At 58.7% G+C, this 13066-nt stretch carries 11 protein-coding genes and 1 other RNA gene; all 12 read left to right on the top strand.

The window, feature by feature from the left end; translation table 11 throughout:
* The first annotated feature begins 59 nt into the window (after positions 1-59).
* Positions 60-884: a (Fe-S)-binding protein gene (locus ACMXYI_RS10690; RefSeq protein WP_111450476.1), complete on the top strand. Its 825-nt coding sequence runs from the start codon at positions 60-62 to the stop codon at positions 882-884.
* Positions 881-2335 carry a LutB/LldF family L-lactate oxidation iron-sulfur protein gene (locus ACMXYI_RS10685; RefSeq protein WP_415773192.1) on the top strand — a complete coding sequence of 485 codons (1455 nt, stop codon included), beginning with the start codon at positions 881-883 and terminating at the stop codon, positions 2333-2335. The genes ACMXYI_RS10690 and ACMXYI_RS10685 overlap by 4 nt, the downstream gene beginning before the upstream one ends.
* Positions 2335-3006, top strand: a complete 672-nt coding sequence (locus ACMXYI_RS10680) for a LutC/YkgG family protein (RefSeq protein ID WP_415773191.1) — start codon at positions 2335-2337, stop codon at positions 3004-3006. Before ACMXYI_RS10685 ends, ACMXYI_RS10680 begins: the two co-directional genes overlap by 1 nt.
* On the top strand, positions 3003-5822 hold the full coding sequence (locus ACMXYI_RS10675) for an FAD-binding and (Fe-S)-binding domain-containing protein (RefSeq protein ID WP_415773190.1): 2820 nt from the start codon (positions 3003-3005) through the stop codon (positions 5820-5822). The genes ACMXYI_RS10680 and ACMXYI_RS10675 overlap by 4 nt, the downstream gene beginning before the upstream one ends.
* Positions 5823-5941: 119 nt before the next feature.
* On the top strand, positions 5942-6214 hold the full coding sequence (locus ACMXYI_RS10670) for a hypothetical protein (RefSeq protein WP_415773189.1): 273 nt from the start codon (positions 5942-5944) through the stop codon (positions 6212-6214).
* A gap of 330 nt (positions 6215-6544) precedes the next feature.
* On the top strand, positions 6545-6823 hold the full coding sequence (locus ACMXYI_RS10665; protein WP_415773188.1) for a hypothetical protein: 279 nt from the start codon (positions 6545-6547) through the stop codon (positions 6821-6823).
* 95 nt (positions 6824-6918) lie between these two features.
* Positions 6919-7312, top strand: a transfer-messenger RNA (tmRNA) gene (gene ssrA / locus ACMXYI_RS10660).
* A 187-nt stretch (positions 7313-7499) separates the two neighbouring features.
* Positions 7500-8756: an integrase domain-containing protein gene (locus ACMXYI_RS10655; RefSeq protein ID WP_046031904.1), complete on the top strand. Its 1257-nt coding sequence runs from the start codon at positions 7500-7502 to the stop codon at positions 8754-8756.
* A gap of 1026 nt (positions 8757-9782) precedes the next feature.
* Positions 9783-11183, top strand: coding sequence for a YfjI family protein (locus tag ACMXYI_RS10650; protein ID WP_415773187.1), 1401 nt, complete (start codon positions 9783-9785; stop codon positions 11181-11183).
* Positions 11167-11526, top strand: coding sequence for a hypothetical protein (locus ACMXYI_RS10645; RefSeq protein WP_415773186.1), 360 nt, complete (start codon positions 11167-11169; stop codon positions 11524-11526). Before ACMXYI_RS10650 ends, ACMXYI_RS10645 begins: the two co-directional genes overlap by 17 nt.
* Positions 11504-12484, top strand: a complete 981-nt coding sequence (locus ACMXYI_RS10640) for an integrase domain-containing protein (RefSeq protein ID WP_223542512.1) — start codon at positions 11504-11506, stop codon at positions 12482-12484. Before ACMXYI_RS10645 ends, ACMXYI_RS10640 begins: the two co-directional genes overlap by 23 nt.
* On the top strand, positions 12481-12774 hold the full coding sequence (locus tag ACMXYI_RS10635; protein ID WP_223542513.1) for a hypothetical protein: 294 nt from the start codon (positions 12481-12483) through the stop codon (positions 12772-12774). The genes ACMXYI_RS10640 and ACMXYI_RS10635 overlap by 4 nt, the downstream gene beginning before the upstream one ends.
* Positions 12775-13066 lie beyond the last annotated feature (292 nt).

The following is a 13066-nucleotide window of genomic DNA, read 5'->3' as shown; positions in this document are numbered from 1 at the left end:
CTCTCTATATTCAGCAGCCTCAACAGACGGATAACCGGGACCACCCGGAGACACACCTGATGAGCGAGCTTTTTTACAACGCTGTTCCGAATGCGACCCGCGTCGCCCCGCCACTGCCCGAGCCTCGGCAATACCCCAGCGAGAAACCGTCACGGGTCTACCTGTTCGGAACTTGCGTGGTGGATTTGTTCTACCCTGAAGCCGGGATGGACGCGATTCACTTGCTGGAACGCGAAGGCATTCGAGTCGAGTATCCACAGGGGCAAAGCTGCTGCGGGCAACCGGCCTACACCTCGGGTTACACCGAGCAGGCGAGGACCGTTGCTCGCTCGCAACTGGCGCTGTTTGCCGGGGACTATCCGGTGGTGGTGCCATCGGGATCGTGTGCCGGGATGTTGCGCGAACACTACGCCGACTTGTTCAAGGACGAGCCGGACACGCTGAAACAGGTTCAGGCGCTGGCTGCCCGGACTTATGAACTGGCCGAGTTTCTGTTGTTTGTCTGCAAGGTGCAGCTCAAGGACAGTGGCGAGCCAGTCAAAGTGGCGTTGCACACGTCGTGCTCGGCACGCCGTGAGATGAACACCCACTTGCATGGCCGCGAGTTGTTGGCGCAGCTGCGTAACGTGGAGCGAGTCGACCACAGCCATGAAAGTGAATGCTGTGGCTTCGGTGGGACTTTCAGCGTCCGTATGCCAGACATTTCCGGCGCGATGGTGGCTGACAAGACCCGCTCGTTGAAGGAATCCGGCGCGCACAAGGTACTGAGTGCCGACTGCGGTTGCCTGATGAACATCAATGGCTCGCTGGAGAAACAAAAGGAAGCATTGCGCGGCCAACATCTGGCCAGTTTCCTTTGGCAGCGAACCGGAGGTGTTCTATGAACGCTTCCGCGATTATTCCTACGGTTGCCGTGGAAGAAGATTTTCGCACCCGGGCTCACAAGGCGTTGGGTGACAAGCAGCTGCGAAATAACTTTCGCACTGCGATGGATTCACTGATGACAAAACGGGCAGCGTCCTTCAGCGATGCCCACGAAAGAGAACATTTGCGAGTGCTGGGCAATGCTGTCCGCGCCCGTGCTTTATCCAAGTTGCCCGACCTGCTCGAGCAGCTTGAACAGAACCTGACCCGCAACGGTGTGAGAGTGCACTGGGCGGAAACGGTGGACGAAGCCAATGGCATCGTCCTCTCGATCATCCGCGCTCACGAGGGGCGGCAAGTGATCAAGGGCAAATCGATGGTCAGCGAAGAGATGGAAATGAATCACTTCCTCGCTGAACAGGGCATTGAATGCCTGGAATCGGACATGGGCGAGTACATCGTCCAGCTCGACCACGAGAAGCCTTCACACATTATTATGCCGGCGATCCACAAGAATGCCGGTCAGGTCGCGTCCTTGTTCCACGACAAACTTGGCGTGGAATACACCAAGGACGTTGACCAACTCATTCAGATCGGTCGCAAGGTCTTGCGGCAGAAATTCTTCGAAGCGGACATCGGCGTCTCCGGCGTCAACTTCGCCGTGGCCGAAACCGGCACCTTGCTGTTGGTGGAAAACGAAGGCAACGGGCGCATGACCACCACCGTACCGCCGGTGCACATCGCCGTCACCGGCATCGAAAAAGTCGTGGAAAACCTGCGGGACGTTGTGCCGCTGCTGTCGTTGCTGACCCGTTCAGCCCTCGGCCAGCCGATCACCACCTACGTCAACATGATCTCCGGCCCGCGCAAGGAGCATGAACTCGACGGCCCTCAGGAAGTGCACCTGGTATTGCTCGACAACGGTCGCAGCCAGGCCTTCGCCGACAGCGAATTACGCCAGACCCTAAACTGCATCCGCTGCGGCGCCTGTATGAATCATTGCCCGGTCTACACCCGAATCGGCGGCCACGCCTATGGGGAGGTTTACCCTGGGCCTATCGGAAAAATCATTACCCCGCACATGGTCGGCCTGGCGAAAGTCCCGGACCACCCGAGCGCCTCGTCGCTGTGTGGCGCCTGCGGTGAAGTCTGTCCGGTAAAAATTCCGATTCCGGCACTGCTGCGTCGCCTACGGGAAGAGAACGTCAAAGCCCCGGACAGCCCTCATCAAGTGATGCGCGGCCAAGGCAGCAAGTACTCGCGCAAAGAACGGTTTATCTGGAATGCCTGGGCGAAGCTCAACAGTTCACCCACGCTTTATCGACTGTTCGGCTTCTTCGCCACTCGCTTGCGCACGCTGGCGCCGAGCAACGTCGGCCCCTGGACGCAAAACCACAGCGCACCGAAACCCGCTGCCCGCTCACTGCATGACATGGCCCGCGAGCATCTGGCCAAACAGGGAGATCGCTGATGAGCGCCAAGCAAAATATCCTCGCCAAATTGCGTAAAAGTCTGACGGGCACCACGCCGGTGCCTGACGAGTTCGACGTCGAGCTGGTGACAGCGCCCTACACGTACACCGCCGAGCAACGCATCCCACAGCTGCGCAAGCTGATGGAAGCGGTGCACACCGAAATCCATCTGACGTCCGGCGGAGGTTGGCCTTCGTTGCTCGCTCAGTTGTTGCGGGATCGTCAGCTGCCGAGTTTGTTGATCGCACCGACTACACCGCACGGTCAACGTGTCACTCAGCACTGGGCGAAAAACCCTGATTTGCCAACGCTCAAATCCTACGACCGTCCGGTTGAAGAGTGGAAAACCGAATTGTTCAACGACACGCCGGCCAGCCTGACCGGCACCCTCGGCGCGATCGCCGCCACAGGTAGTCTGATTCTCTGGCCAACGCGGGAAGAACCGCGCTTGATGAGCCTGGTGCCGCCGGTGCATTTCGCCCTGCTCAAGGCCAGTGAAATCCGCGACAACTTCTATCAAGTGCAACAGGAATTCGAGTGGGCCCAAGGCATGCCGACCAATGCGTTGCTGGTGTCCGGTCCTTCAAAAACCGCTGACATCGAGCAGGTCCTGGCTTACGGCGCTCACGGTCCGAAAGACCTCGTGGTCATGATCCTGGAGGACCAATGAATCTACCCGCGGCTTTCCTGCGAGATGCGCAGCAACTGATTCCCCAGGAGCGACGTTTCGACGACCCGCTGTCGACGTTGGCTTTCGGCACCGACGCCAGTTTCTACCGACTGATTCCGAAACTGGTGATTCGTGTCGAGTCCGAAGATGAAGTCGTCGCGCTGCTGAAACTGGCGCAACGGGATCAGGTCCCGGTGACCTTCCGCGCCGCCGGCACCAGCCTGTCCGGGCAGGCCATCAGCGATTCGGTGTTGATCGTCCTCGGGGATAACTGGAACGGTCGCGAGATCCGCGGGCAAGGTACGCAAATCCGTCTGCAACCGGGCGTGATCGGCGCGCAGGCCAACGCGTGGCTGGCACCGTTTGGGCGCAAGATCGGCCCGGACCCGGCGTCGATCAATGCCTGTAAAATCGGCGGCATCGTCGCCAACAATGCCAGCGGCATGTGCTGCGGCACGGCGCAAAACACCTATCACACGTTGGCTGGCATTCGTCTGGTGCTGGCCGACGGCAGCCGTCTCGATACCGAAGATACGGCCAGTGTTGCTGCGTTTCGTGAGAGCCATGCTTCGCTGCTTGAACGCCTGGCAACGTTGGGCCGCGAAACCCGCGCCAATGCCGAGCTGGCGGCGAGAATTCGTCACAAATACCGTCTGAAAAATACCACTGGGCTGTCACTCAATGCGCTGGTGGATTTCGACGAGCCTGTGGATATCTTGAGCCACTTGCTGGTGGGCTCCGAAGGCACCCTCGGTTTCATCAGCGCGGTGACTTACGACACGGTGATCGACCATCCGAACAAGGCCTCGGCACTGATCGTGTTTCCGGACGTTGAGACCTGCTGCAACGCCGTAACCGTGCTGAAAAGCCAACCGGTGTCGGCCGTCGAACTGCTGGACCGCCGCAGCCTGCGTTCAGTGCAGGACAAACCCGGCATGCCCGCTTTCGTACAACAGCTGTCGAACAATGCCTGCGCGCTGCTGATCGAATCCCGCGCCGCATCGTCCACATTGCTGCAGGAACAACTGGCGCACATCATGGCGTCGTTGACTTCTTTCCCGGTGGAAAAACAAGTCGACTTCACCGAAGACCCGGTGGAAAACGCCCGGCTCTGGGCGATCCGCAAAGACACCTTCCCTGCCGTCGGCGCCGTGCGCAAAACCGGCACCACGGTGATCATCGAAGACGTGACCTTCCCGGTTGAACAACTGGCCATCGGCGTAAACCGCTTGATCGAGCTGTTCGACAAACATCACTACGACGAAGCGATCCTTTTCGGACACGCACTGGAAGGCAATCTGCACTTCGTCTTCACCCAAGGCTTCAACAACCCGGAAGAAGTCGCACGCTATCAGGCGTTCATGGACGACGTGGCGCAGTTGGTGGCGGTGGAGTTCGGCGGTTCGCTGAAGGCTGAACATGGCACCGGTCGCAACATGGCGCCCTTTGTCGAACTGGAGTGGGGCAGCGATGCCTACCAGTTGATGTGGCAGCTTAAACGTCTGCTCGACCCCAATGGCATTCTCAACCCGGACGTGGTGCTCAGCGAGGATCCGCAGATCCACCTCAAGCACCTGAAGCCGTTGCCGGCCGCCGATGAGATTGTGGATAAGTGCATCGAGTGCGGCTTCTGCGAACCGGTCTGCCCGTCAAAAGGCCTTACCCTGAGCCCGCGCCAGCGCATCGTGATCTGGCGTGACATTCAGGCGAAGAAACGCGCTGGCGTGGACACTACCGAACTCGAAGCCGCTTACGAATACCAAGGCATCGATACCTGCGCCGCCACGGGACTCTGTGCGCAGCGTTGCCCTGTAGGAATCAACACCGGCGAGCTGGTGAAAAAGCTCCGCAGCCGGAAGGCAACTCATACAAAAACCGCCAATTGGCTGGAAGGCAATTTCGCCACCGCGCTGCAAGGTGCACGTTTCACCCTGCACGTGGCCAACGGTGCGCGAATGCTGTTGGGGGCGCCACGATTGGCAAAGCTTTCGGCAACACTGACGCGCCTATCCAAAGGTCAGGTCCCGCAGTGGACCAACGCCATGCCGCAACCGGAAAAAGCCATTCGCTTCAGCCCGACCGTGTCGGACGAACGCCCTCGAGTGGTGTACCTCGCGGCCTGCGTGTCGCGGGTAATGGGCCCGGCGGCGGGTGATAAAGAGCAGATGTCGCTGTACGACAAAACCCGTGGACTGCTGGAAAAGGCCGGTTACCAAGTGGTCTTCCCGGACAACCTGGACAACCTCTGCTGCGGGCAACCGTTCGCCTCCAAGGGCTACGCCGAACAGGCCGAACACAAACGCCAGGAACTGATCGGCTCTTTGCTGCACGCCAGCCGCGGCGGGCTCGACCCGATCTACTGCGACACCAGCCCCTGCACCTTGCGCCTGGCCCAGGACCTGGGTGATGTTCGCCTGGACCTTTACGACCCGGTGCGTTTCATTCGTACACATCTGATGGATCGTCTGGATTTCACGCCGCAGGAAGCGCCGATCGCAGTGCACGTCACCTGTAGCACCCAGCACCTTGGGGAAAGTCAGGCGTTGATCGATCTGGCGCGCAAGTGCAGCAAAACGGTGGTCATCCCCGAAGGCATTCATTGCTGTGGGTTTGCCGGCGACAAGGGCTTTACCACGCCTGAGTTGAATGCTCATTCGCTGCGCACGCTCAAGGATGCGGTTCAGCAGTGTAGCGAGGGGATTTCTACCAGCCGTACGTGTGAGATTGGCCTGACGCAACACGGCGGAATCGATTACCACGGGCTAGTCTATTTGGTGGATCGGGTAACGCAGGCGAAGGTTATGCAAGAAAAATAGAACCCTGATGCGCTGCCATAGTCCACAGAATAAGCCCGGACGTTACCGGGCTTTACCCAAACTCGGCAGCCCGTCCTGACGGCCAGCGATGCCTGGACCCTCAGTTCAAGGAGATACTCATGAAACGTTCTGTACTGTTAGGTCTGTTCGTTACTGTCTCGCTGATGGCGTCCACCTCGTTTGCCGCCGAAGACCTCTGTGCGGTCAACTTGAAAACCATCGAAAATGCCAAGACACAGACTCCTCCGGAGATGACTGATCAGGTAATGGAAAGCGTCACGAAAGCCAAAGCCGATCAGGCAAAAGGCACCAAGGAAGGGACTGATGACTGCATCGCCGAGACCGAACAAACTATCCAGCAACTCAAGAACGCGAACAAAGGCGGGAAGTAATCCAGCACAAGGCCAACCTTCGGGTTGGGCTTGTGGCCCTCCGGTGCCACCCAATATGAAGCAAACCAAAACCCGCCAATTGCGGGTTTTGTTGCATCTGGGGGTTGGCCATGTGGAAGAGGCCACCAGCGAAAAGAAGCGAGTGCGCCCGCTTTTAATGCCATTGCTTCTAGCAAACAATTTTTTCATAGCCTTTCTGTTAAAACCGAATTCCTGCGCCGCTCCGTAGTCTTTTAAGTAGGCCCCCATCAATCGTGGCTTATTTTCCGACCTCGGCCGAGCCGCCCGCTCATACGGCAGCACCGAGACCATCAGTTCAAGGAGATATCCATGAAACGTACCGCACTCGCTGGTCTTTTCATTTCTGCTGCAATGTTGGCCTCTCCCGTATTTGCTGCGGACAACGACCTTTGTACGAGCAAGCTGCAAGAGCTCGAAAGCAAAGTGAATTCACTGCCGGCGAGCGCCAACAACACCACAATGGAGATCAAAAGACTGATGTCCAGCGCCAAAGCGTCCAAAGCTTCCGGGGACGACAAAAAATGCGTCACCGAGGCCACCCAGGCAATGTCACTCGCTGACCAACAGCGCAACCAAACCACCCCATAATCTGTGGTGGCCAACCTTCGGGTTGGCCTTCTCACGCGTGTTGACGTACACTGCGCAGGCTTGTTGCTCACTTTGATTCACAGAGCAACAGGCTCGGGGCCGTTTAGGATTCGACGCCGGTTGCGAAACTTTAGGTGCATGCCGAGTTGGTAACAGAACTCGTAAATCCACTGTTGCAACTTTCTATAGTTGCCAATGACGAAACCTACGGGGAATACGCTCTCGCTGCGTAAGCAGCCTTAGCCCTTCCCTCCTGGTACCTTCGGGTCCAGCAATCATCAGGGGATGTCTGTAAACCCAAAGTGATTGTCATATAGAACAGAATCGCCGTGCAGTACGTTGTGGACGAAGCGGCTAAAACTTACACAACTCGCCCAAAGCACCCTGCCCGTCGGGTCGCTGAGGGTTAACTTAATAGACACGGCTACGCATGTAGTACCGACAGCGGAGTACTGGCGGACGGGGGTTCAAATCCCCCCGGCTCCACCACTTCATCATCTAAAGACGTCCACGGACGTCTTTTTTTGTGCCTGAAATCCAGAAAAATCAAGGGTTTAAGCGCTACTTGGCTCCGCAGAGGGTTTTTGAGTTCCAGCCGTTTGGGTATTCCAAATGGTATTCCAAGCCATCCGGTGCTATTTTTTGGAATACCAAAACGGTGTCAGAGGTAGCTCTCATGCCTGCTCCAGCCCTTCGCCTTTCCGACCGCCAGCTCAAGGCAGTCAAGGCAAAAGACAAGGATTACGTCCTCAGCGATGGTGACGGCCTCCAGCTCCGAGTCAGGAGCAACGGCTCGATGCTGTGGAACTTCAACTACCGCGAGCCGGTAACCAAAAATCGCATCAATATGGGGCTGGGCACGTACCCAGAGCTCTCACTAGCGAACGCCAGGAAAAAAGTGGTGGAAGCGCGCGAGCTGCTTGCACAAGGCATTGATCCCAAGGTGCAACGCAATGCACAGGACGAAGCCAAACGAGCAGAGACGGAACATACGTTCGAGAACGTGGCCACCGCCTGGTTCGAGCTGAAGAAGGACTCCGTCACGCCGGCGTACGCCGAAGACATTTGGCGCTCGCTCACGCTGCATGTATTTCCAGACCTGAAAACAACGCCGCTCTCAAAAATCAGCGCACCGATGGTCATCGAACTGCTTCGCCCAATCGAGGCCAAAGGCAGCCTCGAGACAGTGAAGCGATTGAGCCAACGGCTCAACGAGATCATGACCTACGGGGTCAATTCAGGACTGATCTTTGCGAACCCTCTCAGCGGCATTCGCGCAGTGTTCAAGAAACCCAAGAAACAGAACATGGCCGCGCTACGACCCGATGAGCTTTCCGAGCTCATGATCGAAATCGCGAACGCCAGCATCAAGCGGATCACCCGCTGCCTGATCGAATGGCAACTGCACACCATGACCCGTCCTGCCGAAGCGGCTACCACCCGGTGGGCAGACATCGACTTCGACAAACGCATCTGGACCATCCCGCCGGAGCGCATGAAAAAGCGTCGTCCGCACACCATCCCGCTGACCGAACAGGCACTCGCCTTACTAGAGACGCTCAAGCCCCACAGCGGCCACAGGGAATACGTGTTCCCGGCAGATAGAAACCCGCGCACCCACGCCAACAGTCAGACTGCCAACATGGCGTTGAAACGCATGGGCTTCCAGGACCGCTTGGTCAGCCACGGCATGCGCTCCATGGCCAGCACCATCCTGAACGAGCATGGGTGGGATCCGGAGCTGATCGAAGTCGCGCTGGCGCATGTCGACAAGGACGAAGTCCGAAGCGCTTACAACCGAGCTGACTACATTGAGCGTCGGCGTCCGATGATGGCTTGGTGGAGTGAGCACATCCAAAAAGCAGCAACGGGTAGTCTGTCGGCAGCTGCCATCAATGACACCAGGAACTGCAATGTCGTGCCGATACGGTGAGCGCTCACCGAACGCCGCCGGTAACCGAAAATGACTCCCCAGATGGAGTGATGGTTGATTTGGCGACAGCGGCGACACTGGCGACAACCCGTGTAATACCTGGTCTGCAGCATGGCGACAGAGGTGGCGACTGTCGCCGCTGTAAGCCTCTCTCTTGGGACTTTCTCGGCTAAGCCCACGCGAGCGGGAAGGCTCCGCATTCCCACTCGCATGGGCTCACATTAAAAACCGACGAACGACCACCCGCCCATGGAAAACCACCGGGCTCCAAGGTCTTCCAGCGCTACCGATTGGCGCAAAAGTGACCCCCAAAATGCTGTTGACCGCAAGCAGAACGAGCGCTAAACCAGAACCGTACAAGCGCTGTCCTCGACAGCACCCAGGTAGCCAGAACCTTTGAGGCTACGCCACATCGTGGTGGTTCCCCCTAAGTGCGATTAGCGTCCGGCGGCTCGCACGGTCACAGCGATGTGATGGATGCCACTTCTTCCAGAATGCCCACTGCGGCAACTCATGCCCCCTCTTGGCTGATCTGCAGCAACTTATCCGCGTGGCCATTTCTTGCGCCAACCTTTTGCCCGTCTCTTTGCCCCCTAAAGAGACGGGCGCTCCTACCGCTGCTGCAGCCCAACTCGTACAAGGCTTTGCGGCATTTCCCCTCGTGACAATCGGCGTGACAAATACCGAAGTCACCAGCAATAGCGATGCAGATGATGGTGCCGCAGCCCAGGGAATGGACTGCACCTGACTGACAGTCAGGCATGCCCCGGTCATCGCATCACTGCCTTCACCCGACTCAGGATCTCGCGGCGCTGGTCTCGTCAGCCAGTGCAGCCTCCACCCGCCCACCGCTATCGGTGTTCAGGAGGCCAGATCATGAGATGCCCAAGCTCCCGGTCGTAAAGAGCCGTCAGTCCCGCGTTAGTGGACAACCCTCACAGGTCGCAGGGGCCTTGATCCCTGATAACACTCAACAACCGTGGCGGGATGAGCGAGGGCGAAGTCGATAATCTCAGGAGAATTGCGATGCAACTGTGCGAAGCGTTCGAGCCACCACAACCATTGCTGGAATACCAGCAGACGCCACTGCCGTACCCGGTCGAAGCACTCGGGAATCTGTTGGGCCCTGCGGTCGAACGACTGGCCGAGGTGATCGGCGTACCCTACGCCATGGCTGCACAATCGGTGCTGGCTACTGCTGCCCTAGTGAGCCAGGGTCATGCCAATGTACAACTCGACGGCCGAACCTATCCGCTGTCCCTCTACCTACTGACGGTGGCGTCCTCGGGTGATCGCAAAAGCGCGGTGGACCATCTGGCACTGAAGGCGGCGCGCGACTGGGAACGGCAGCAGTGGGCCCTGTATGCGGAAAAGCTCAAAACCTATCGCGCCGCTACCACCATCATGGCCAAACCCAAAACCTCAACAAAGCGTGCTGAGGCAAAAGGCGGTGAGCTGTCCGAGCCGGTACCACCGAGACTGATCATTGCCGAGCCCACCATTGAGGCCCTGGTCAAAAGTCTATGCCAGGGCTTGCCCAGCATGGGCTTATTCAATGATGAAGGTGGCCAGTTCTTGGGCAGCACCACCATGAGCAAAGAAAACCTGCTCAAGGCGATCACCACCTTGTCGACACTGTGGGATGGCAGCCCCATCGACCGGGCGCGCTCCATGGCCGGAGAAAGCCTGCGCGCCTATGACCGCCGTCTTAGCCTGCATCTGATGCTGCAGCCCTACCTGGCCAACCAACTGTTCAAAGACCCGGTGATCAATGGCCAAGGCATCCTCGGGCGTTGCCTGATCAGTTGGCCCGAGCGCCTGGCCGGCCAACGACTTTACAAGGCGATCGACCTGACCCGAGATGCCAAGGTCCAGCGCTACCAACAGCGGATCACCGCCCTGCTGCAACAGCCCTGGTCGCTTCACCAGGATGGCTCACTCAATCCCGCCACGCTGGAGCTGACTGCCCGTGCCCGGCGTGCCTGGATTGATATTCACGACACTATCGAGTGCCAGTCTGGCGAGTTCGGTGAGCTAGCCGGCGTCCAGCCTGTCGCAGGCAAAGCCGCGGCGAATGTACTGCGCATCGCAGGTGTGCTGGCCATGGTGGAAGAGGCCAGTGCGTTGGAAGAAGCACACATACAGCGCGCCTCCACGCTGATGGATTACTACCTGGCCGAGATCCAGCGCCTGACCGAACAGGAGCCGGTCAATAGCCGATGCGAAGAGGCGGATCGACTGCTGCGCTGGCTGGTACAGAAAGGCTGGACTCACTTCACCATTCGCGACGTCAATCGCAACGGCCCTCGTTTTGCCCGTAAGAGCGCTGACCATACCGCCTCTTTATTGGTCGTGCTGATCACTCATCGCTGGCTGACCAGCCGCGACGGAAAAACTTTCGAGGTTCGCCATGTTTCGCCTCAATGACGCGGTGCGCCGCTACCAGACGCAACATCAACCGCAGCCAGAATCGCGGTGTGTCGCCGCCTCAGTCGCCACCCTGTCGCCACGCGCCAGGCCAGAAACGACGCGGGTTGTCGCCACTGTCGCCGCTGTCGCCACACCACCCCTGGAACCTGCCCACATCACTCTGCTGATAAAGCAACTGCGTGAGGAAGGGGCGCTGCTGCAACACCACGGGAACTCCTTCCTGATTCGCCCGACACACTGGCAGCAGCTGGCCAGGCTCAGCCCCCACTGGAAAGCCCTACTGCTCTTTCTGCAAACAAACGAAAACGGTGAAGACGATGGCCCTGGTCGGTCGGCGTGATGGTCGCAACTTTGGCTATGGCCGCCAACTGAGCTACGCCGGCCCACAAGCGCTAAAGGATTTGTTTGGCGGCGGCCACTTTGCCACGGTCAAAGCTCATAGCGATCGCTGGCAAGCGTTCGTGCGTTGGTGTCGGTCAGAGGACGGTCCCGGTTACAACGATGCGCGCCAGATCGATCGACGGACGCTGCAAGACTACGCTGCTTACCTGCGCCAGCAGATCCAGCAAGGTGAACTCTGCATCGCGACCGCGCAGAACCGCCTGAGCAGCGTCAACCGTGCCCTCGCGGCGCTGCGCGGTGATCAGGAAGTGAGGATCGCCAGCCCGAGTCAGGCGTTGGGACAACAGCGCTCGAGCGTACGCACCCGTGCGCCGGATGGCCAAGACCACCAACAGGTGCGGCGAGTACTCGAGGCGCTTGGCGAACAGCAACACGAGCGGGTGGCCGCGATTGTCCTGTTGGCCCGAACAACCGGCATGCGCCTGCGCGAAGCGATCCTGGCCGACCTGCCACGCTTGCACCGCGAAGCCGAACACTTAGGCCGCATCAACATCCAGGACGGCACCAAAGGCGGCCGCTCAGGCGCATCAGCGCCGCGATGGGTCGCGGTAAATGAAGAGGTGAAGGCGGCGCTGCAGTTTGCTCGTAAGGCATCGCCGCCCCGCAGCCGCAACTTACTGGCCCGCGACGAAAGCTACTCCGCGTTTCTGCAACAGACCCTGCTCCCCGCCCGAGAAACGCTGCATGAACAAGGGCTGAAGGGTTTCCATGAACTGCGAGCAGCCTACGCCTGCGAGCGCTACGAACAGCTCACGGGGCACGCCGCACCAGTCAATGGTGGCCACTGCTATCGCATTGACCGCGACCTTGATCAACAGGCGCGCCAACAAATCAGCCTAGAGCTCGGGCATAACCGGATCGATGTGGTTTCGGCCTACATTGGAGGTCGAGAGTGACCAAACCATTCGATATAGCGCTGTTCCTGAGCGGCGTACTGACCGGCTCGCAGGTCACGCAGCAACGACACCTACGGCAAGCCCGAATCATGCAAGCGGCCATTCAACAGCGATGGCAGCGAGACAATCCCTGGACCTGGCAGCTCAAGCATGTGCGCTGGTTTCTCACTCAGCACCTGAAAGACCATTCCGACGCCACCCGGTATTACTATCGACTCACCGCTCTGCTGATCTGGAAGCGATCAGGCAACGGCCGGCAATTGCTGATGGATCGCTCGAATCGTGAGTAGGCAGCCTTCCAGGCACACTTGTCCGCCGTCATCTATCTCCAGCGCGGATATCCTCTTGCTGATAAACCTGCTCGAAGCACACGCGGCAACGGCAAAAAGCGGCCAATAGCTGACTGTCGAATAATCATCGAAAATGACTCAAATAGATAACCGTCCGGTAGACACGTCTTGACGAATTCATCTTAGGGCGACGGCGTGAGCAAGGTGCCCTTGTTGACGATTGCGGTGGGTGGTCAAGTCCATGCACTTACGCAGCTGGGATAAAGCGAGTGAGCCTCGCGACCGATGTTAG

Source organism: Pseudomonas lyxosi, assembly GCF_047758685.1.
GTDB lineage: Bacteria > Pseudomonadota > Gammaproteobacteria > Pseudomonadales > Pseudomonadaceae > Aquipseudomonas > Aquipseudomonas lyxosi.
The sequence above is the reverse complement of the archived record's forward strand: the minus strand, read 5'-3'. Positions and strand labels throughout refer to the sequence as shown.

Coding starts and splice junctions, on each gene's coding strand:
- ACMXYI_RS10640 (WP_223542512.1), top strand. CDS start 11,504: ATGGCCCTGGTCGGTCGGCGTGATGGTCGCAACTTTGGCTATGGCCGC.
- ACMXYI_RS10665 (WP_415773188.1), top strand. CDS start 6,545: ATGAAACGTACCGCACTCGCTGGTCTTTTCATTTCTGCTGCAATGTTG.
- ACMXYI_RS10690 (WP_111450476.1), top strand. CDS start 60: ATGAGCGAGCTTTTTTACAACGCTGTTCCGAATGCGACCCGCGTCGCC.
- ACMXYI_RS10655 (WP_046031904.1), top strand. CDS start 7,500: ATGCCTGCTCCAGCCCTTCGCCTTTCCGACCGCCAGCTCAAGGCAGTC.
- ACMXYI_RS10685 (WP_415773192.1), top strand. CDS start 881: ATGAACGCTTCCGCGATTATTCCTACGGTTGCCGTGGAAGAAGATTTT.
- ACMXYI_RS10680 (WP_415773191.1), top strand. CDS start 2,335: ATGAGCGCCAAGCAAAATATCCTCGCCAAATTGCGTAAAAGTCTGACG.
- ACMXYI_RS10670 (WP_415773189.1), top strand. CDS start 5,942: ATGAAACGTTCTGTACTGTTAGGTCTGTTCGTTACTGTCTCGCTGATG.
- ACMXYI_RS10675 (WP_415773190.1), top strand. CDS start 3,003: ATGAATCTACCCGCGGCTTTCCTGCGAGATGCGCAGCAACTGATTCCC.
- ACMXYI_RS10645 (WP_415773186.1), top strand. CDS start 11,167: ATGTTTCGCCTCAATGACGCGGTGCGCCGCTACCAGACGCAACATCAA.
- ACMXYI_RS10650 (WP_415773187.1), top strand. CDS start 9,783: ATGCAACTGTGCGAAGCGTTCGAGCCACCACAACCATTGCTGGAATAC.